Annotated in this window: 15 protein-coding genes; 10 read left to right on the top strand and 5 right to left on the bottom strand. The window is 70.0% G+C overall.

The genetic code is table 11. The features are described from left to right. Nucleotides 1–7: 7 nt before the first annotated feature. Complete coding sequence (locus tag HUA78_RS34255) at nt 8–2,335, top strand: hypothetical protein (protein ID WP_174478086.1); 2,328 nt, start codon at nt 8–10, stop codon at nt 2,333–2,335. Nucleotides 2,336–2,341: 6 nt separating this feature from the next. On the opposite strand, the gene HUA78_RS34250 is transcribed toward HUA78_RS34255, so the two are convergent. From HUA78_RS34250 to HUA78_RS34240, 3 genes are all read right to left on the bottom strand, one after another. Beyond that, nucleotides 2,342–3,292 carry a hypothetical protein gene (locus HUA78_RS34250; RefSeq protein ID WP_174478085.1) on the bottom strand — a complete coding sequence of 317 codons (951 nt, stop codon included), beginning with the start codon at nt 3,290–3,292 and terminating at the stop codon, nt 2,342–2,344. A 229-nt stretch (nt 3,293–3,521) separates the two neighbouring features. Beyond that, nucleotides 3,522–5,939, bottom strand: coding sequence for a serine/threonine-protein kinase (locus tag HUA78_RS34245; RefSeq protein ID WP_174478084.1), 2,418 nt, complete (start codon nt 5,937–5,939; stop codon nt 3,522–3,524). Further along, on the bottom strand, nt 5,936–7,597 hold the full coding sequence (locus HUA78_RS34240) for an adenylate/guanylate cyclase domain-containing protein (protein WP_141646233.1): 1,662 nt from the start codon (nt 7,595–7,597) through the stop codon (nt 5,936–5,938). The genes HUA78_RS34245 and HUA78_RS34240 overlap by 4 nt, the downstream gene beginning before the upstream one ends. A gap of 208 nt (nt 7,598–7,805) precedes the next feature. Between HUA78_RS34240 and truD the strand changes: the two genes are divergently transcribed. The 7 genes from truD (at nt 7,806) to HUA78_RS34205 (ending at nt 16,615) form a co-directional block, all read left to right on the top strand. Next, complete coding sequence (gene truD, locus HUA78_RS34235) at nt 7,806–9,671, top strand: tRNA pseudouridine(13) synthase TruD (RefSeq protein ID WP_174478083.1); 1,866 nt, start codon at nt 7,806–7,808, stop codon at nt 9,669–9,671. 122 nt (nt 9,672–9,793) lie between these two features. Next, on the top strand, nt 9,794–10,363 hold the full coding sequence (locus HUA78_RS34230; RefSeq protein WP_174459296.1) for an RNA polymerase sigma factor: 570 nt from the start codon (nt 9,794–9,796) through the stop codon (nt 10,361–10,363). Then, on the top strand, nt 10,360–10,863 hold the full coding sequence (locus HUA78_RS34225; protein ID WP_141646236.1) for a hypothetical protein: 504 nt from the start codon (nt 10,360–10,362) through the stop codon (nt 10,861–10,863). The genes HUA78_RS34230 and HUA78_RS34225 overlap by 4 nt, the downstream gene beginning before the upstream one ends. A gap of 7 nt (nt 10,864–10,870) precedes the next feature. Then, entirely contained in the window at nt 10,871–12,379 is a 1,509-nt protein-coding gene (locus tag HUA78_RS34220; RefSeq protein ID WP_174478082.1) for a polymer-forming cytoskeletal protein, read from the top strand. Between the two features lie 256 nt (nt 12,380–12,635). Then, on the top strand, nt 12,636–13,982 hold the full coding sequence (locus HUA78_RS34215) for a 2Fe-2S iron-sulfur cluster-binding protein (RefSeq protein WP_174478081.1): 1,347 nt from the start codon (nt 12,636–12,638) through the stop codon (nt 13,980–13,982). Beyond that, complete coding sequence (locus HUA78_RS34210) at nt 13,979–15,466, top strand: FAD-dependent oxidoreductase (RefSeq protein ID WP_141645163.1); 1,488 nt, start codon at nt 13,979–13,981, stop codon at nt 15,464–15,466. The genes HUA78_RS34215 and HUA78_RS34210 overlap by 4 nt, the downstream gene beginning before the upstream one ends. 354 nt (nt 15,467–15,820) lie before the next feature. Then, nucleotides 15,821–16,615, top strand: a complete 795-nt coding sequence (locus tag HUA78_RS34205) for a serine protease (RefSeq protein WP_141645162.1) — start codon at nt 15,821–15,823, stop codon at nt 16,613–16,615. 9 nt (nt 16,616–16,624) lie between these two features. Here the strand turns inward: HUA78_RS34205 and HUA78_RS34200 are convergent, their stop codons facing one another. Next, complete coding sequence (locus HUA78_RS34200) at nt 16,625–17,494, bottom strand: SDR family oxidoreductase (RefSeq protein WP_174478080.1); 870 nt, start codon at nt 17,492–17,494, stop codon at nt 16,625–16,627. 191 nt (nt 17,495–17,685) lie between these two features. On the opposite strand from HUA78_RS34200, the gene HUA78_RS34195 reads away from it, so the two are divergent. Then, the gene (locus tag HUA78_RS34195) at nt 17,686–18,150 is read left to right on the top strand and encodes a universal stress protein (RefSeq protein ID WP_174478079.1); all 465 of its coding nucleotides are present in this window, start codon (nt 17,686–17,688) and stop codon (nt 18,148–18,150) included. Nucleotides 18,151–18,162: 12 nt separating this feature from the next. Here HUA78_RS34195 and HUA78_RS34190 read toward each other — a convergent pair whose 3' ends face one another. Next, entirely contained in the window at nt 18,163–19,308 is a 1,146-nt protein-coding gene (locus HUA78_RS34190; protein ID WP_174478078.1) for a hypothetical protein, read from the bottom strand. Nucleotides 19,309–19,364: 56 nt separating this feature from the next. Between HUA78_RS34190 and HUA78_RS34185 the strand changes: the two genes are divergently transcribed. Further along, nucleotides 19,365–19,898 (top strand): hypothetical protein, encoded by a 534-nt coding sequence (locus HUA78_RS34185; RefSeq protein WP_174478077.1) that lies wholly within the window; start codon nt 19,365–19,367, stop codon nt 19,896–19,898. Nucleotides 19,899–19,901 lie beyond the last annotated feature (3 nt).

Genomic DNA, 19,901 nt, shown 5'->3' with positions numbered 1-19,901 from the left:
GCTTCACATGAAGGTGATTGAGACGCTGGCGAACCTGCCGGCGGAGCTGGCCGAGAAGATTCCGGACGTGAAGCTCCAGGACCAGGACATCCGGGTGACGCTGGCGCAGGAGGGCCTCACGCGCGAGGGCATCCTCCCGCCGAAGCTGAACCTGGGGGACTTCGCGCTCTCCTTCGAGGCCAGCGCCGAGGCCACCGTCCGCAACTTCAACTCCTCCGGCGACGTGGACGAGAACGGCATCGTCGGTGAGGCGGCAGCGGCGAACGCCCCGCCCTCGGACTCGCCGCGTCCGCAGCTCCTCCTGGGCGGCGACAAGGGGTGGATGCGTTATCAGGCCACCGGCCTCGTGAAGGCGGGGGCATCCGGCCGCTACTCCTTCGTCTCCGCCAATGGGAAGACGGAGCTGTCCGCCACGCTCAGCGACTACCGCGCGCATCCGCTGGCGCGCAACATGCGCGAGGCCGCGAAAGAAGACCTGGCCTCGCCGCGCCTGCTGGTGAATTCGACGGACCTGACGAAGCTGGGGACGGGTGACGCGCTGTCGTGGCGGGTGCGCGGCATGCTGGAGACGGGGCTGGACCTGGGCTGGGCGGACCTCTTCACCACCAACCTGGGAGACCTGTCCTTCGTCCGGAACAGCGAGCTCATCGAGCTGAAGACGTCCATCGTCGCGCTGGTGCGCGCGCGCGTCTCGCTCACTGACGACTACCAGCTCAGCTTCTCCCGTCCGAGCCCGGGCCGTCTCCAGCTCGCGGTGCGCAAGGCGAAGTCCCACGAGGCCACGCAGGGCGCGGGCCTGGGCATCCAGGTGGCCTTCGCGGACCCAGAGGCCGTGCAGGCCCGACTCAAGGAAGTGCTGTCCGCGCTCGCGGGACAGGCCGAGGCCAAGGTCGAGGAGCTCATCGACAAGGCCCTTCAGAAGGTGGCCTCCTCGGAGGACCTGGCGCTGCTGCGCACCGTGCTGGAGCGGCTGGGGTTGGACCCGCAGCTCGTCAACCTGGACCACCTGAAGCAGGAGTGGGAGGAGCTGAAGCAGAAGGTGGAGGGCGCGCTGGAGAAGGTGGTGAAGGCGCGAATCGGCGCCGCCTTCCAGTACGAATACCTGCGCATCTCCGAGTCCTCCACGCTGCTCGAAGTCGAGCTGGACGAGGCCACCGCGCTGAACTTCCACGGCCAGCTGGTGCTCGGCAACCTGGTGGACCTGATGTCGTGGCTGCGCGCGCCGGAGAACGCGGGCAGGTTCACCCTGAAGAACTACCTCAACACCGCGTCCTTCACGCTCCAGCAGACCGTGGGCTTCTCGCTGAGCCTGGGCACCTTCGAGGTGTTCAAGGCGCGCGGCTCGCTCAAGCAGACCTGGGTGTCGCAGGAGAACACGCAGGGCGCGCGGCGGCAGGCGTTCCTGGGGCAGCGCACGTACGAGGACGCGCTGATGGGCCACCGCAACCGCTGGGCGGTGGACTTCCGGGCGGACATGGAGTCCTTCGCCCAGGCCCCGGCCGCGTCGGACTTCCGTTACGGCCTGCACATGCTCCTGTGGGGGCAGAAGAAGAAGCTGACGAAGCAGGAGCTGCAGCAGGCGGTGGACGACGCCGTCGTCTGGGGTGTGCTGGACGCCAATGACGCGGCCAGCGTCACGGCGAAGCTCGACGCGCACCTGGGCAAGACGGACGTGCAGACGCAAGTCGAGCTGAAGGTGTCCGACGACATGCTGCGCGAGCTGGTGCCCCGGCTCCAGACGTTCGACCTCAAGCTGTTCTCACGCGCCCTCGCCCGCGCCATGCCGTGGAGCGAGCAGACGGCCCGCGTGTCCTCGGAGTTCCGCAAGCTCGTCTACGCGCCCATCTGGGAGTCGTACCTCACCGAGGTGATGAACAAGGGCAGCTTCCTGTCCGGAGACCTCTCCCCCACCCGCGCCGCGCAAATCGCCGCGTGGTTCATCGAGCGGGACTCCACGGTGAAGCAGCTCGCCTCGGGCCTGCTCCTGCGCGAGAAGACGTGGCAGCCGCCCGGTGGCAACTTCAGCTTCGCCGAAGTCACGGACAAGAACCGCAACACGCTGGCCAAGTGCCGCCGCTTCGTGGACGGCCTGGTGCGCCTGCGCCGCTCCATCGAGGAGCGCCGCAGCGGCGAGGAGCTGCGCACGGTGCACAGCGACCTGGAGGGCCTGTGGAACACGGGCTTCCACCTGCGCACGGCCGGCGCGGTGCTGGCGGAGCTGGCGAAGAGCACGCCTCGGGGGCTCGGCGGAATCGAGCGGACCTTCACCGTGCGGCTCGCCGACAGCCAGGAGCAGCTCGTGTTCTCCACGGCGTGGGGTCCGTCCACGCCGTAGCGCGGCTCACATCGAGCGCGACAGCATGAACGCGGCGGCCATGGACATCGCTCCGGCCGCCGCGAAGTGCCTCCAGGCCAGGCGTGCCAGGGTGCCCCTCGTGACGTCGGCGTCCGAGCCCAGCACCACCATCGCCGCCCCGCCCCGCCGGCCCCTCAGCTCGTAGGTGCCCTCGCGAGCGCCGCGCCGCAGCTCGCCCACCACGAAGCAGGTGTCGCCCGCGCTCCCCACGCGCTCCCAGGACAGCGCCCGAGCCTCATCGTCGGCCTCGCTCGCGCCCGACAGCCCGCGCCCCTCCGGACTCACGGGCACCTCTTCGTACCAGGACGAGGGCGGCATCACCGACAGCGTCCGACAGCGACGAGGCCGCATCGGCGCCATCAGCGACGCGGGAGAGAACCTCACGTGAGCTCGGACCTGTGCGCCTCGCAACGTCAGCGCGGGCGAATAGGCCCGCTCTCGCGACAGGAGCGCGCCCTTCCGACCGTCCGCCGCCACCTCGCGCAGTTCGGCTTCGAAGAAGGCGCAGGGCATGCCGCCCGGTGACGTGAGCACCTCGTCGGCATCGAGCGTGCCCTGGTAGACGCCCCAGCGCGGCGCCTCACCGGAGCGCAGCGTCGCCACGGCCTCGTCCAGCGATTGGGGCACCGTGCCGCGCAGCAGGTCCGCGCCCGAGCGCACCCGCGTGCCACGCACCGCCAGGAGCGCCGCCACCACCAGCAGCGCGAGCGCCAGGGACTTGCCAACGGCCTCGTCCGACAGGAGCGTCGGCGCACCGCCTTCCCCCAGGCGCAACACCAGCGCGAGCGCGCCCAGGGCCAGCATGCCGAACCAGACCAGTGGAAGTCGCGGGATGCGGGCTCGCGCGCCTCGCCGTCCAAACGTGAACGCCGCGACGACGAGCGCCGCCAGGAACGCCGCATAGATGGGCGCCAACACGACGCGCCAGAATTCCATCCCGTCCCCCGGCAGCTCGACCGGAGCCCCCAGGGCCCCGAACACCGGAAGAAAGTGGGACGCCCGCGAAGCCCGCGCAAGGTCGTCCAGGGCGAGAACCCGTCTCCCCGAGGACAGCCCTCGGCAGGAGAACACTTGCCCGCTCCACAAGGCCCCGAGGCGAGGCGCGATGCGAGTGGAGTGTCCGAAACAGGAGACCGGCGCGCGGGGCGGAGCTGGCCCCGGGGGACTACTGCTCCTGGCCCGCGACCGCCTGGCGGGGAGGACGCTCCTTCAACTGTCCCTTCACCGACAGGTCGTCGAAGGTGCAGGCCAGGTTGCGGCACCCCACCGCCACCTTGCCGACGCGGTTCTTCAGGCCCGGAAGCAGCTTCCGGGCGAAGCGCTGCTTGCCGAGAAAGCCCTCCGCGAGCACGACGCCTTCCGCCTTCGGGCTCAGCTTCAGCCGCACGAAGTAGGGCCCTGTCGAGGGCAACGGCATCTCGTCCTCGACGAGCCCGTCCGTGTCCTGCGCGCTGTTGCCCACCACCTCGTGGCCATCCTCGGTGAAGTAGCGCCACGCCAGGCGCATCCCCACGCCCGGAATGGCGAAGGCCGACACCTGGAGGTCCTTGATGCGGAAGGACAGCTCGCCGTAGTGCTGGGCGTCCGGCTCCTCGGGGTACTCGTCCCCGAGCGGCTTGACGTCCATCAACACCTGGGCGTCGAAGTCGTCGGCCGCGAAGTAGCGGTGCGCCACGTACGCGCGCGGCACCAGCCTCCGTCCCGAGGCATCCAGGCCGCCCTGCCACGCCCTGAGCTCACCCTCCTCGATCACCCACCGCCCGCTGTGGAGGTTGAGTTCCTCGGTGCCCTGGCCCTCGAAGGTGACGCCGAACCGGGTCTCCCCGCCGGGCTTCTGGGCCAACGCCACGCTCGACGAGGTGAAGGCCTCGCCGTACGTGTTCGGCGGAAACGGCCGGGTGGGCGTGCGCACCTTCCTGCCCTGCTCGGAGGAGGTCCGCTCGGAACCGTTCTGGCCCGACGCGTCCATGAACACCCGTGCCGCCAGGCCAATCACCGCGAGCCCGCCCACGATGGACAGCCCGCTGCGCACCTGGCGCCAGCCCATGCGCAGGCGACGGGTAATCTGGCTCGTCGTCGGGGCGCGCGCGGTCGCCAGTTGGCGTGCCGGCTGGATGCCCGTCATCAGGCCCGGTGCGGACGAGGTGGAGATCATCGTCTCCAGCGCCGCGCACAACTCCCCCGCCTTTTCGTAGCGGGCTTCCGGGTCCGTCTCCAGCAGGCGCTCCACCACCAGGTCCACGCGCGAATCCAACCCCGCCACGCGCTGGGACGGCAGCTTGAAGCGCCCCAGGGGCACATCCCCGGTGAGCAGTTCGTAGAGGACCACTCCCAGCGAGAACAGGTCGGCGCGACCGTCCACGTTCTTCGCGTCGCGCCGCTGCTCCGGGGCCATGTAGTTCAGCGTGCCCATGGCCACCGCCGTCGCGGTGAGCTGCAACCGGGACTCCGACTGACGGATGCCCGCCAGCCCGAAGTCCGCAACCTTCACGTTGCCCCGCCCGTCCAGCAGGATGTTCTCCGGCTTGAGGTCGCGGTGGATGATGTCCTTGTCGTGCGCGCACTCGACGGCGCGCGCCACCTGGAGCATCAGCCTCAGGCTCTGCTGCGGCGACAGCGCGCCAGCGGAGATGGCCTCTCTCAGCGAGCGCCCCTCCACGAACTCCATGACGAAGTAGTAGTGCTCGCCCGCGACGCCCCGGTCGATGATCTGCACGATGTTCGGGTGGTTGAGGGCGGCCAGCGCGGTGGCCTCCTTCTCGAACCGAGCCACGAACTCCGGGTCCTTCGCCAGCTTCGGCGGCAACAGCTTCACCGCCACCGTGCGACCCAGCGACGTCTGCCGCGCGAGCCACACCTCGCCCATGCCGCCGCGGCCGAGCAACTCCAGCAGCTCGAACCCCGGCAGCGACACCCGCGACGCCGCCACGAAAGTGTCCACCTCGTGGACGTTCAAGTCGGAGTCCGCGTTGCCACGGCCCGTCGGCGTCGACGAGCGAACCACCGTCGCGCCCACGGGAACCTCCAGGCCGGGTGTGGCGGACGGCATGGCCACACCGCTCGGCCCGATGCTGGCATTGAGGGGAGGGACCACGTCCGCGCCCGGAAGTGGGACCCCGGGAAGCGCCATGTCGCTCGGAGAAGCACCCGTGCTCGACGAGGGCGCCGCGCCGGAATTCACGCCCAGCACCTCGATGCCACTCGCCAGCGGGCCCCTGCTCGCCGCCGTTCCGCCCACCAGCGTCACGCGCCCATGGACCGAGCCGGGCTCGTCACGCGGGGGCTCGCGCTCCTCCAGCAGCGAGGCGTCCCGGAGGGCCCCGCCGTTCGCGTAGCTCGTCGTGCTTCGAGGGGCGCGCTCGTCGGGGCCAAGCCCCGGCACCACGGTGTCGCGGGTGTTTTCCGGAGCCCCCTGCGCGCGGTGCGGGGCAACGGTGATGTGGGACGTCGCGCGAGCGCCGCTCGCGTCCTGACGCCGCACCTCGAAGCGGATGCCGCAGCGGCACGCCACCTTCTGCCCACTGACATAGACCCGGGTATCGTGCTGGATCCCGCAGTTGGGACACTCCTGGGTCGTCGTCATGCGCGGCGCGGGGAAGCAGCGGTCGTGTGTTCCACGCCGTGGACACGATACGTGGGAACGGCCTTCTCCTTGCCCTTCACCTGCAGCGCCTTCAGCTCCTCCACGTCGAAGCCAGGCCCGGACTTGCGGACCGTCGACTCCGACGCGAGCACCTCGCCACTCTTCGCCATGCCGCACAGTCGAGAAGCCGTGTTCACCGTGTCCCCGATGGCAGTGAACTCATGCCGCTCCGCGCTGCCCATGTAGCCCACGACGGCCTGACCGGTGTTGATGCCGATGCCCACCTCGATGGGCGCCTTCCCCATCGCGACGCGCTGACGGTTGATCTCCTCCACCGCGTCCTGCATCTCCAGCGCCGCCCGCAGCGCACGCGCCGCATCGTCCGGATGCGAGAGCGGCGGACCCCACACCGCCATGACGCAGTCGCCAATGAACTTGTCCAGGTTCCCCTCGTAGCGGAACACCACGTCCGCCATCGCCGAGAAGAAACTGTTCAGCATCGACACCACTTCCTGGGGCGACTCGTTCTCGGAGATGGTGGTGAAGCCCCGGATGTCCGCGAACAGGCAGCTGACTTCCGCCAGCCGGCTCTGCCTCAAGTCCTCCGTCTCGCCGGAGATCACCGCGTCCGCCACCGCCTTGGACAGGAAGCGACTGAGCTCCGCGCGTGTCACCGCCTCCGCGCGGATCTGCTCGCCCAGCGCCGAGTTCTCCAGCGCGATGCTCGCCTGCGAGGCGATGCCGGAGAGGATGTTCAGGTCCTTCTCCGAGAAGGCGTTGATCTGCTGCCGGCTGTCCAGGAAGAGCACCGCCTGGATCTTCGTGTTCACCATCAGCGGCACCGCCATGGCTGAACGGATGCCCTGCGCGACAATGCTCTCCGCCGCGGAGAAGCGCTCGTCGATGATGGCGTCCGCCGTCAGCACCGCCTTGCCCGTCTCCACCACCCGCTTCAGCACGGTGTCGGAGAGCATCACGTTGACGGGCTTGCCCGTGCGGTGATGCACCGCCGCCGGGATGAACTCCCCGTCCCCGGCGACCTTCAGGATGACGCCGTGGTCCGCCGCGAGGAGCTGGAAGGCGACCTTGAGGATCTGCTCGAACAGGGCCGTCTGGCTGCCCTGCAGACCCACCTGCCGGTGGAACTCGTGGGCGATGCGCAGCTTCTCGTAGTCGCGGCGCAGCGCCTCCACGTCCGTCATCAGCTCCACCGGGCGGAAGTTCTGCGGCACCTGGTCCATCTGCGCCAGGAAGGCGGGCATGGACACCGACTGGGCCACCACCGTCACGCCCGGCGCGGTGGGCGCGGTGTGGTTCACCGCCGGCTCGCCGCTGTGGAAGATGAGGCGCGAGGAGCCCAGGGCTATCTCGTCCCCGTCCTTCAGCCGCAGCTCCTTCACCCGCTTGCCGTTGACGAACGTCCCGTTCGAGGACCCCAGGTCCTTCAGGACGAAGTCCTTGCCCTGCCGCTCAATCGTCGCGTGCTCCTTGGAGACCTCCCGGTCGACCAGGCGCAACGTGTTGGACGGATGGCGGCCGAGCGACGTCAGCGGCCCCAGGGGAAATTCCCCCAGAGTGCCGTCCGCGAAGCGCCCGGTCAGCCGGGGGCCGCGAAGCTGCCCGGATTTCGGAGCGAATGGGGCGGGAACCTGGCTCACGCGCGAATCCTCACCGGCGCGGACACTACCAGAGCCTCTCCCTCACAGGGAACGTCTGGTGCGGCTGTCCGACCCGAAGGGCCTCCGAAGGGCTGCACGGCTGGTCAGCGTCCAGTTCCTGGGACGGCGCGTCACCCGGGGGAGTCCACCCCCCAGCCGCCCCTCCGCCCCGCTTCTCTCCTGGGTCCCACACTGGTAAGGGGGGCCCGTGAGAATCAAACAGAAGCCCGAAGACTTCAGCGTCAAGGAATCATACCGCTTCGATGAAGTCGATGGAGGGCGTTTCCGCGTCTACCTGATGGACAAGCAGAAGCTGTCCACGTTCGACGCCGTCACCCGCCTGCGGGACGCGTTCGGCCTGAAGCCGGGCGCCATCAGCTATTGCGGTCTGAAGGACAAGCAGGGGCGCACCGAGCAGATCATCGCGGTGGACGGCGCCGACGTGGACATGCAGGAGCCCGACCTGCGCCTGAAGTTCCTGGGCCGCACGAACAAGGCCCTGTCCTCGGCCAACATCACCTCCAACCGCTTCTCCGTGACGGTGCGAGCGCTGGGCCCGGAGTCCGTGGGCCCCCTCAACTCGGCCGCCGCCGAGGTCAACCGCCTGGGCGTGGTCAACTACTTCGACAGCCAGCGCTTCGGCTCGCTCAAGCACGGCCAGGGCTTCATCGCCAAGGACCTCATCCGGGGCGACTTCGAGGCCGCGCTGCACAACTTCCTGGCCAAGCCCTCGGAGCTGGATTTCACCGAGGACGCCAAGGTGAAGGCCTTCTGGCGCGACAATTGGGGCCAGTGGGACGCGCGCGTCCCCTTCGAGGGCACCCGGAAGTACCACCGCGTGCTGCGCTCCTTGAGGGACCACCCCAAGGACTTCATGAAGGCCTTCCTGCAGATCGACTCGGACTACCGGGCGATGCAGCTCTTCACCTTCCAGAGCTTCCTCTGGAACGAGGGCGTGCGGCGCTACCTCCAGTTGATGCTGCCGCGCGAGTCGCTGTTCCCCATGCGCTACCAGGCCGGCACGCTGCTGTTCCACCGCGACGCGGACGCGAACACGCTGCGCGTGCTGCGCGAGGCCACCTTCCCCCTGCTCGCCCCCGACACCACCTTCAAGGACCCCAAGGTGGAAGAGGCCGTCCACTGGGTGCTGAGCCGGGAGAAGCTGACGCTGGCGGACCTGCGCATCCCCGACGCCGAGCGCCTGCTCTACTTCAAGCACGAGGAGCGGCCCCTGCTCTCCTTCCCGCACAAGCTCGTCGTCGGCCGCACCCAGCCGGATGAGATCAACCGCGGGGACATCAAGGTCAACGTCGCCTTCACCCTGCCGCCGGGCGCGTACGCCACCCTCGTCGTCAAGCGCCTGTTCCACTTCGCGTACACTGAAGAGACCGCCGACGACATTCGCGCCCAGCGCGAGCGCACCGCGCGCATCATCGAGGAGAGTCAAGCCGAGGGCGCGCCGTCCAGCCGCCGCGGTCCTCCCGTCCGCGACGGTGAGCGAGGCTCGGAGCGTCCTGGCGCCACGTCTTCACGCCGCCCGCAGACCCGTGACGAGGAGCGAGCCCGCTCCCCGCGGACGGAGTTCCCCTCCAGCCGCCGTGCGTCCTCCTCCCGGAGCGAGGCTCCCGCCCGCCGTGGAGCCGGGGCCGCTCGCGAGGACGAGCCTTCGTCCACCCGCCGAGCCTCCACTCCCCGGAGCGAGGCTCCCGCCCGCCGTGGAGCCGGGGCCGCTCGCGAGGACGAGCCTTCGTCGACCCGCCGCGCCTCCACTCCCCGGAGCGAGGCTCCCGCCCACCGTGGGTCATCCCGCGATGAAGGGCCCTCGACCCGTCGCTCCCCGTCTGAATGGGCGGCGGCACCCGCCCGGAGCCGGTCCGCTTCGAGCGAGGATGACGTCTCGGCGTCTCCCTCCAGGGGCCGGTCGCTCGCCGACCAGGCAAACGCCCCGAAGGCCCCCAAGGAAGCGCCCCCTGCCCCGCTCGGATTCCGCGAGAAGGCGCGCCAGCGCAAGGCGAACAAGGAAATCGCGCGCGCCGAGACGGCGGCCAAGCGCCCGAAATCACGAAAGAAATAAGACTTCAACGGGGATGAACCGTTTGAACGCAATGGGGGAGCGCGCACGTCGTAGACCAGGACGTGAACGCTCTTGCCCTCGACGACGCCCCCGGGACGCTCGCCCACGCCATCGGGATGCTGATGGCTGACGACGCCGTCCCGCTCCCCTGGAAGGCCGACGTGCAGGCGGCCCGCCGGGGAGATCCGTCCGCCTTCGAGTCCCTGGTGCGCAGCGTCCAGCGCCAGGTGTACGGCCTGGCCCTCCGGCTCCTGCAGAGCGAGGCGGAGGCCGCCGAGGTGTCCCAGGAGGCCTTGCTGCGCGCGTACCAGAACCTTCACCGGTACGACGACGCGCGCCCCTTCGACTTGTGGGTGCTGGCCATCACCCGCAACCTCTGCCTGGACCTGCTCCGGCGCCGCACCAAGGTGCGCACCGAGGAGCTGGAGCCCATGAAGGAGGTCCTCCCCAGCGGCGAGGCGTCGCAGGAGGAAGGCGCCATCGCCCGCGAGGAGCGTCAGTCGCTCGAGGACGCCATGGCCACCCTCTCCGTCGACGACCGTGAAGTCCTCGCGCTCTACTACGTCCAGAAGCGCACGACGAAGGAGATCGCGCAGATCCTCGGGTGCGCCCCTGGCACCATCATGGCCCGCCTCTTCAGGGCCCGAGAGAAGCTGCGCAAGAAGATGACCACCGAGGAGGCCACCCGATGAGCGCGCATCTTTGTCCCGACCTCGAGGTCCTCTTCGCGGAGCTGGAAGAAGGAGAAGGCCCCGCGCTGGACCACGCCGCTGACTGTGAAGCGTGCTCCGCCGTCCTCGAAGAACACCGGCTGATGGAGCAGGACCTGTACCGACTGGCGGACCCCCTTCCGCCACCCACCCTGGTCGCCAGCGTCATGGCGAGGGTCGCGGCCGAGCCCGTGCCGCAGCGTCGCGAGGTGTGGTCCGGGCTCGCCATCCTCATGACCTCGCTGCTCGGTGGGCTGGGTTACCTGGTGATGAGCGACCAGGCGCTCGGTCGGCTGGGAACGGGCGTCGCGTCCTTCCTCGTGGAGGGACGGCTGTTCGCCGAGGGCGTGCTGAGTGGCGCCCGCGCGCTGTGGTCCACCGAGGGTCTGGCCGTGGCGGCCATCCTCGCCTTCCTCCTCCTCACGTCCCTGGCAGGCCTCAAGCGGCTCGCAGGCAGCGCCCCCACCCCCTCGGAAGCCTGAGCGACCCATGAAGATCTCCCCTCGATTCCTTCTCCCCGCGTTGCTCATGGGCGCCCCCCTCGCGCTCGCCGAGTCCGCCCCGGCCCCCAGCGCGGCGTCCGCGCCGGCCGCCAGGAGCATCGACGTCAGCTTCCGTGGCAGCCTGCGCGACGCGCTGAAGACCATCGCCGACAAGGGCGGCCTCAACCTGGTCGTCACCGGCGACCTGGATGTCCCCGCCGAGGTGCACCTGCGCCACGTCACCGCCGACCAGGCGCTGCGCACCGTCTCTCGCGCCTACTCACTGCGCATGGAGCAGGACGGCTCCATCATCACCCTGCGGCCCATGACGCCGCATGAGAAGGAAGCCAGCGCGCAGGGCCACGCGCTGCCTGCCCCCGCCGCTCCTCCCGCCCCCGCCGCTCCTCCCGCGCCCGCCGTGGCGGCGACGCCCGCGGCTCCTCCAGCGCCCCCGGCGCCCCTGGCTCAGGAGACGGACACGGAGTCGGGACACTCCGAGGAGGGCATCGGCTCCGACGCGGAGGGGATGGAAGAGGTGCGGGATCAGATCCGCGAGCAGATCCACCGCACGCGGGACGAGCTGAAGCGCTCGCGCCGCTCCGGGGGCCGCAATGTCGTGGCGCGCGGACAGTCGCTCGAGGTGAAGGAAGCCCAGAACGTCCAGAGCGCGGTGGTGTACGGCGGCAACCTCGTCGTGAAGGGCCACGTGGAGAACGACGCGGTCGCCTTCGGCGGCAACCTGGTCATCCACGGCCACGTGGAGGGAGACGCGCACGCCTTCGGCGGCAACGTCGTCCTCAAGCCCGGCGCCAAGGTGGAAGGCGACGTGTCCTCCTTCGGCGGCAACGTGGAGCGCGAGGACGGCGCGGACGTGGAGGGAAGCATCAACACCTTCGGCGGCGCGAACATCGGCCGCATCGTCGCCGGCGAGCTCAAGGAAGGCCTCAAGGAGTCGCGCAACCCGCGCCACGAGCACGAGGAGCGAGACTCGGACGACGACAACAACAACGAGGGCGGGCTGGCCACCTTCATCCTGACCTTCGCGGTGCTCTTCGGACTGGGCTTCCTGGGACAGATGTTCTTCCCGGCGCGGATGAAGCAGGTGGGTGACGAGATTCGCGCCCGTCCGGTGCAGAGCGGACTCACCGGCCTCTTCGGAGTCGTGGCGATGATTCCCCTCACGGTGGTGCTGGCCATCACCATCATCGGAATCCCCGCCGCGCTGGTGCTCTGGATGGCGGCCCCGCTGGCCGCGGCGCTCGGCTTCGCGGCGGTGGCGAGCGAGTTGGGCACACGGCTGCCGGTGATGCGCGGTCGCAAGACGCAGGCGGTGGTGCTGGCGCTGGGCTTGTTGGTGTTGATGGTGGTGGGCGCCATCCCCGTGCTCGGGGCCATCGTCTCCACCCTGGTCGTCCTGGTCGCCCTGGGCGCGGTCATCCGCACCCGCTTCGGCTACCGGCCGCGTGGCAGTGGGATGCCGGAGCCCATCCACCCGCACACCGAGCAGCCGGTCTAACGCACCGCCGCCGGGGATTGCCCGGCGCGTCAAAGGAGGCGGACAGCGCACCGTCCGCTCTCCCGAGAGGCACCCACCGGGGATCGCCACGAGCCCAGACGGCCCGTGACGGTCCCCGGTGTCGTTTCAGCGGCAGTCTTAGAGAAGTTCCATCGCGCCATCACCGCGACTGTCGGATGGCCCCCATGACCGGGGTGCGTCATGCCTCGACAGGCTTTGACCACCCGGTCCGGGTACGCCATTTTGCGCGGCACCCATGCGACGCCTCCCAGACGCCTCGTTGCGCGGCAGGGCCATCACCGTGGACCTCGAGGGCGAGAGCATCCCCGCCATCGAAGGCGAGCCGGTGGCGTGCTCCCTGGTCGCCGCCGGCGAGCCCATGCTTGCCCGCTCCGTGAAGTACCACCGCCCTCGCGGGCCCTACTGCTTCGCCGCCGCGTGCTCGCACTGCCTGATGCGCGTGGATGGCCTGCCCAACGTCTACACGTGCCGCACGCCCGCCAGGGAGGGCATGAAGCTGGAGCGGCAGAACGCGTACCCCTCCGCGAAGGTGGACGTGTTCGAGACCATCGACTGGTTCTTTCCCAAGGGCCTGGACCACCACGAGATGTTCGCCGGCGTGCCCGTCGCCGAGCAGGTGATGGCCAAGGTCGCCCGCCAGCTCGCCGGCCTGGGCCTGTTGCCCAAGGAGGCCGCCCCCACGCCGCCCGAGTCGCGCACGGTGCGCACCCGCGTGGCCATAGTGGGCGCTGGCGCCGCGGGCCTCGCCGCCGCTCGGGAGCTGACCGAGCGTGGCATCCCCTTCCTCCTCTTCGAGCGCGAAGACCACGTGGGTGGACGGCTCGCGCACGGCGCGCCCGAGCGGGACGCGCCCGAAATCACGGACGTGGCCACGCTCGCGCCGGCAAGCCTCACCACGCGCGCCACCGTGCTGGGCCTGTATGACGACGAGGCGGGGCGCTTCCTCGCGGTGGGCGTCTGGGAGCCCACGGGCACGCGGCTCCTGAAGGTCTACGCGGAGCGCTTCCTGCTGACGCCCGGCGGCCACCCGCCCATGGTGCCTTTCGAGAACAACGACCTGCCCGGCGTCTACGCGGGGCGCGCGGCCAGTCTGTTGCTGCGCCGACACGACGTGGCGCCCAAGGTCGCCGCGCTGGTTGGCTGGGGCGACGAGCTGTACGGCCTGGCCAGGCTCCTGGAGGAGCGCGGCGTGAAGCTCTCCGCGGTGGTGGACCTGAAGGGCCCTCCGCCCTCGGGGGCCCACGCGCTGGCGGTGGAAGGCGCCGAGCCCAAGGCCCACGGCATGCGCTCCGTGAGCGCGTTCAGCTTCACGCCTCGCGATGGCCGCAGGCGCAAGGTGCACTGTGACGCGGTGCTGGTGTCCGTGCCGGTGAGCCCCAGCTTCGAGCTGGCGCGACAGGGCGGCGCGAAGGTGTCGTTCGACGCCGGACGCGGGCTGTTCCGGGTGGAGGCGGACGCGGATGGACGCACCGAGGCCCCGGACATCTTCGCGGCGGGCGACCTCACCGGTGGAGGCAGCGCGAAGGACGCCGCTGCCGCGGGACGCCGCGCGGCACAGACGCTGGTGGGAGGACTGTCATGAGCAAGTCGATGATCTGCTCGTGCGAGGACGTCACCGCGGATGACGTGCGGCACGCTGTCTCGCGCGGCTATTGCGATGTGGAGTCGGTGAAGCGCTACACCGGCTTTGGCACCGGCATCTGCCAGGGCAAGAGCTGCCTGTCGGCGGTGGCCGCGCTGCTGGAGAAGGAGAAGGCCCTCAAGCCCGACGCGGTGGTGCCCTTCACGCCGCGCCCTCCCCTGTTCCCCACCGAGCTGCGCCTCTTGGCTTCCGCTCCGGTGGACGAGTCCCAACCTCCCGTGGGCGGCCTGCCCCAGGACGTGGACGCCTTCGCCAGCGCGCTGCGGCCCGAGGGGCCCCTGCCCGCCAAGGCCAAGGTGGTCATCATCGGCGGCGGCATCATGGGGCTCGCGCTCGCGTACAACCTGGCGCGCGAAGGTGAGACGGACGTCGTCGTGCTGGAGCGCGGCTACCTGTGCGCGGGCGCGTCCGGCCGCAACGGCGGCGGCGTGCGCATGCAGTGGGGCACTCCGGCGCTGGTGGAGCTGGCCAAGCGCTCCATCGACCTGATGAAGGGCTTCGCGCGGGATTTGGGCATCAACGTCTGGCTGCGCCAGGGCGGCTACCTGTTCCTGGCCCGGACGGACGCGGTGGCCAAGCGACTGGAGCGCAACGTCACGCTGCACAACCGCTACGGCGTGCCCACGCGGCTGGTCACCCCGGACGCGGCGCGCGACATCGTCCCCGGCCTGACGATGAAGGGCTGCGTGGCGGCCTCCTTCAATCCCGAGGACGGCGTCATCTTCCCCTGGCCCTTCCTGTGGGGCTACGCGCAGGGCTGCAAGAAGAAGGGCGTCCGCGTGGAGACGTACACGGACGTCACCGGCTTCGAGGTCAGCGGCGGCCAGGTGCGCAAGGTGAAGACGGACCGGGGCGACATCGCCTGTGACACCGTCGTCCTCGCGTCGGGTGCGTGGAGCCCCGAGGTCGCGAAGCTCGTCGACGTGCAGCTCCCCAACGAGCCGCACCGTCACGAAATCCTCAGCACCGAGCCCCTCAAGCCCTTCCTGGGGCCGCTGGTGTCCGTGCTCGATTCGGGCCTGTACTTCAGCCAGTCCATGCGCGGCGAAATCGTGGGCGGCATGGGAGACCCGAAGGAGCCCGCGGGGCTCAACATGGGCAGCACCCTGCGCTTCGTGTCCCGCTTCGCCCGCGCGCTGATGGAGCAGATGCCCCACGTGGGCCACGTCAAGGTGCTGCGCCAGTGGGCCGGCTGCTACGACGTGACGCCGGACAACAACCCCATCCTCGGCCGCACCCCCGGCCTGGACAACCTCCTCCAGATGTCCGGCTTCGTCGGCCACGGCTTCATGATGGCCCCCGCCGTCGCCGAGCGGATGGCGAAGTGGATGGTCACCGGTGAGTCCGACGAACTCTTCACCCGCTTCAACCTGCGCCGCTTCGCCGAAGGCAGCCTGGAGCGAGAGGACATGATCATCGGCTGAGCCACCCAGGCCTTCGCCTCGCGTCGTCGACGGGCCGCGCCCCCTCCTGCCTGGAGCGGAGCGCGGCCCGTGGATTTTTCCGTCGCTGTCCTGGCACGGGACACCGGGCCCTCTGACTGCCCACAAAAGCGACACTCCATGAAAAACAAGTAAATCACGACAATCACTGAGGTTTGTCCCGAGGGGCGCGAAGGGCCTTTACATGGCCTCTCGTCAAACCGGAGCACGCGCGCACCACCTGGGCGCGCGCGGGTGAGTGACTCCCGAGTGAGCGTGTCCCTTGGATGACGCTGGCACGGGGTGTGCCAGGGCCCACGCGGCGCGCAATCCCGCGCGTGGTGGAGGAGTCCCCCGATGATCGCGAAGAGCATGCGTGCGTTGTTCCTGGTGGGTGCCCTGTCGGCATGCGGTACCGAGCAGGCTCCCGACGTTCCCGATGTGGAGGCGAACGAGCCGCTCCAGTCCCAGGAGTCCACGGTCATCGTCGGCTCGGTGAACTGGGTGGGCGCCACCACGCTGACGGGCACGCAGCGCACGCGCTCGAAGGCGGTGGGCTACCTGTCCATCCCCGCGGTGGGCAGCCGCTGCACGGCGTGGCTCGTCTCCGCCGACGTCATCATCACCAACAACCACTGCATCGGCAGCGCGTCCCAGGCCGTGGGCGCGCGCGTGTCCTTCAACTACGAGGACGGCGTCGCCTCGGCGGATCGCATCTGGTACAACTGCGCCACGTTCATCAAGACGTGGTCCGGTGATGACATGACGGCGGTGCGCTGCTCGGCCACGAACGGCCAGCTGCCCGGCAACGTGTACGGCTGGCTGACGGTGTCCACCACCAACGCCGCCACCAACGCGAGCGTCTACGTCGTGCACCAGAACTGCGACTACTACACGACGTCCGGCTGCGCCCCGACGAAGAAGTCCTCGCCGGGCGTGGTGAAGAACGCGAACTACTCCACCACGGACCTGTCCTACGACGCGGACACGCTGGGCGGCTCCTCGGGCTCGCCCGTGTTCTCGTCCTCCACGCACCAGGTTGTCGGCCTGCACCACATCGGCCTGGGCGGCAACTCGTCCGGCCGCGGCACGGCCAACACCGGCGTGAAGGCCACCCGCGTGAAGGCGCGCCTGACGGAGATCGGCCTCTAGTCCGTCACGTCATGCCGGAGTGGGCTCGCGCGCCAGCAGCACCGGTGACGCGAGCCCCACCGGCAGCGCCTCGGGCGCGGCCAGGGCCTCGCGCCGCACGCCCCGCAGCGCCAGCCGTCCCAGGGCCCGCTTCACCATGCGCGGCAGCAGGGGCAACAACCGCATCACCCACCGGTGGCCCCAGCCCGGATACACCAGGGCCTCACCCCGCTCGAAGGCCGCCAGGGCGACACGCGCGCAGTGCTCCAGCGAAATCTGGAAGAAGGGCGCCACGCCCGCGCCCACGGCCTGGGCGCCCGCGTCTCCCAGCGGCCCCGGCGCCACGCGGGTGATGACCACGCCGCGCCCCTCCACCTCCAACCGCAGCGACTCCGTGAAGCCGTCCAGGAAGCGCTGCGTGGCGGCGAACATCGTCGAGCCGGGCAGGAAGAGCTGGGCTGCGCCCGAGCCGATGTTCAGCACCCCGCCCCTCCCCCGCTCCAGCATGGGGGCGAGCAGCCGGTGGGTCAGCAGCGCGGGCACCCAGACATTCGCGCGCAGCAGCTCCTCGAGCCCACCCCAGCGCGCTTCGGCGTACAGGCCCTGGTGCCCCAGGGCGGCGGTGTTCACCAGCACATCCACCCGGACGAAGTGCGACTCCAGCGAGGCGACGAGCGCGTCGATGTCGCGGGACTCGCGGACGTCGCACTGCTCGAGCAGCACGCCCAGGGTGGGATAGAGGGACAGCAGCTCCTCGCGCAGCGGCTTCAGCCGCTCCACGTCTCGGTCCACGAGGACCAACGTGCGAACGCGTCGCGACAGCAGCCGGGCAAGCTCCCGGCCGATGCCCTCGGACGCTCCGGTGATGAGGACCGTGCCCTGGTCAATGGGAGGACGCATGGGAGAGAGGCACCTCGTCTTCGTTCAGGTGGCCATCCTGCGCACGAATCGCGGAGCGCGCTCGCCTCCCCGCAAGCTCTGCGCGCGCACGGGTACGAGCAGGCGGGCAGGCCCTGGCATGGAACTTCCACTGAGCGTCTTCCGGCCCCATTCCCCTAGCAGGGGCCTTTCCACCCACCGAGGAGCCGCCGATGGCCGCACCGTCCCGCATTCTCGTTCCCATCGATTTGAGCGAGGGCTCTCGCTCCGTCATCGACTACGCCCTGCACCTGGCGCGGCCCTTCAACGCCTCCGTGGAGGTGGTCCACGCCTGGGAGCCCCCCCAGTACGTCGCGCCGGACCTGCTGGTGGCCGCGCCGGGCTGGAACGCCCTGTCGCTGGAGCAGGTCGCCATGGACACGGCGCGCAAGGAGCTGGCGACCCTCCTCCAGCAGATGGAGCCCCCGCAGGTGACACTGAAGCACCGGGTGCTGGTGGGCGAGGCGGCCTCCACCATCCTCGAACTCGCGGAGCAGGAGCGCTTCGACCTCATCATCATGGGCACCCACGGCCGCCGGGGACTCCCCCGACTCCTGCTGGGCAGCGTGGCGCAGAAGATCGTCTCCCGCGCGCCCTGCCCGGTGCTGACGCTGCACGTCGCGCCGGACAAGAAGTAGCGAGCACCGCCCCTAGCGTCCGAGCGCCGCCCGCGTGGCGGCCTCCCGCCGTCGGGCCGCGAGCACCGTGGGCACCGCGAGCACCGACATGGCCACCATGACGAGCGCGGCGCCGAGCAATTCGCGCGTCCCCACGCCGGGCAGCCCCAGGAACAGCGACAACCCCACCGTGGCCACCACGCCAGAGAGCACGCTGGACGCGCGATTCACCGGCACGGAGAAGGCATTCTCCCTCGCGTCCAGGAGGATGAGCCCGCCGAAGATGCCGGTCCCCTGGGACAGCAGGCCCACCAGCACCTCCTCCAGCAGCCGCCCCCGGGCGAACATGCCGGTGAAGCCCTCGCGGATGTCCTGCGCCGCGGCGGAGCCCCCCCAGAGCGCCACCCCGGCGAGCACGAGCACGAGGAAGGGCGTGGCCACCATCTGCTCCTCCACGAAGTAGCGCCTGGACAGCGACTTGTCCTCGGACTTGGCCAGCCGACTCATCGCGCGCAGCCGGATGAAGTAGCTGAGCAGGTACACGCCCACGTCCACCATGGCCACCACCGTCATCGTGGCCCGCGCATCCGTTCCCGACGCGACGACCACCGCCGAAAAGCTCAAGCCCAGCGCCACCCACGAGGGCCAGCGCACACGCCTGCGGCTCAGGACGTCCACCACGGGTGCCAGCACCAGCACGCCGCCGCGCATCAGCAGCATCATGAAGACGATGGAGGTGCCCTCCAGCGTGTACGCCAGCGTCGTGGTGCCGATGATGGCCGCCGAGCACATCCCGGACAGGAAGGTCCACGGCCCCGGCGAGGGCACCCGCAGGCCCAGCACCTTCCGGTGCCCCGCGAAGCGCCACCAGCGCTTGAGCGTGAGGAAGATGAACATGCCCACCATCGACGTCGTCGCGCTCACCGGCAGCAGCGTGAAGCCGACGATGCCCTCCTCCATGCCCGGCAGGGAGCCGCTCGACAACGCCTTCGTCAGCGCGCTGTAGGGGGCATAGGCCGCGAAGTACCCGAAGGCATAGACCCAGATGGTGAGGTCGGTGGAGTCGTCGTGCTGCGTCGAAGGAGCGGCCAGTGCGGACCTCGGGACAGGGCCAGATGGACACCGTACAGCAAGGCGCGTGCCCTGGCCCGCACCGGCTGGAACAACCGCCCCATGCAATCAGTGCGAGCCCTCGTCCGTAGGCCTCTCAACTCGGATGTCTCAGGAGCCCGCCCATGCGCTCATCGCTGCTGCCGACCCTGGCCCTCGCCGCCACCCTCACCTTCCCGGCCTTCGCGGCGGATGACGCGGCGAAGAAGCCCAACGACATCAAGGTCGTCTGCGCCACCACGTCCAAGGATGGCAGCCGCGCGGTGCAGGGCACGGACCTGGTCATCGAGGCCGGGGACAAGGTGACGGACGCGGTCGCCGTGGACGGCAACGTCATCATCCGCAAGGGCGCCAGGGTCGACGACGCCGTCGCCATCCGGGGCCGCGTCATCGTCGAGGCCGGCGCCCGCGTGACGGGCGACGCCGTCTCCATGGGTGGGGAGGTCCGCATCCAGAACGGCGCGCGCGTGGACGGCAGCGCCGTGGCCCTGGGCGGCAAGCTCACCGTGGACAAGGACGGCGTCATCGGCGGCGACAGAATCAGCCTGTCCTTCGAGATTGGCGGCAAGGACCTGCTGCGCGGCTTTATTGAGGAAGCGCTCGAGGAAGAGACGGGCTGTCACATCATCGACGAGGACGACGAAGACAAGGACGTCTGAACG

Origin of the sequence: Myxococcus sp. CA033 (assembly GCF_013336625.1) — a bacterium.
Classification (GTDB): Bacteria; Myxococcota; Myxococcia; order Myxococcales; family Myxococcaceae; genus Myxococcus; species Myxococcus llanfairpwllgwyngyllgogerychwyrndrobwllllantysiliogogogochensis.
Note: the sequence above shows the minus strand (reverse complement) of the source record. Positions and strands in the feature narration are given on the sequence as shown.

Excerpts from the sequence above, each read along its gene's own strand:
- HUA78_RS34215 (WP_174478081.1), top strand. The coding sequence starts at position 12,636 with ATGCGACGCCTCCCAGACGCCTCGTTGCGCGGCAGGGCCATCACCGTG.
- HUA78_RS34210 (WP_141645163.1), top strand. The coding sequence starts at position 13,979 with ATGAGCAAGTCGATGATCTGCTCGTGCGAGGACGTCACCGCGGATGAC.
- HUA78_RS34255 (WP_174478086.1), top strand. The coding sequence starts at position 8 with ATGAAGGTGATTGAGACGCTGGCGAACCTGCCGGCGGAGCTGGCCGAG.
- HUA78_RS34205 (WP_141645162.1), top strand. The coding sequence starts at position 15,821 with ATGATCGCGAAGAGCATGCGTGCGTTGTTCCTGGTGGGTGCCCTGTCG.
- HUA78_RS34200 (WP_174478080.1), bottom strand. The coding sequence starts at position 17,494 with ATGCGTCCTCCCATTGACCAGGGCACGGTCCTCATCACCGGAGCGTCC.
- HUA78_RS34195 (WP_174478079.1), top strand. The coding sequence starts at position 17,686 with ATGGCCGCACCGTCCCGCATTCTCGTTCCCATCGATTTGAGCGAGGGC.
- HUA78_RS34185 (WP_174478077.1), top strand. The coding sequence starts at position 19,365 with ATGCGCTCATCGCTGCTGCCGACCCTGGCCCTCGCCGCCACCCTCACC.
- HUA78_RS34245 (WP_174478084.1), bottom strand. The coding sequence starts at position 5,939 with ATGACGACGACCCAGGAGTGTCCCAACTGCGGGATCCAGCACGATACC.
- HUA78_RS34230 (WP_174459296.1), top strand. The coding sequence starts at position 9,794 with ATGGCTGACGACGCCGTCCCGCTCCCCTGGAAGGCCGACGTGCAGGCG.
- HUA78_RS34225 (WP_141646236.1), top strand. The coding sequence starts at position 10,360 with ATGAGCGCGCATCTTTGTCCCGACCTCGAGGTCCTCTTCGCGGAGCTG.
- HUA78_RS34250 (WP_174478085.1), bottom strand. The coding sequence starts at position 3,292 with ATGGAATTCTGGCGCGTCGTGTTGGCGCCCATCTATGCGGCGTTCCTG.
- HUA78_RS34220 (WP_174478082.1), top strand. The coding sequence starts at position 10,871 with ATGAAGATCTCCCCTCGATTCCTTCTCCCCGCGTTGCTCATGGGCGCC.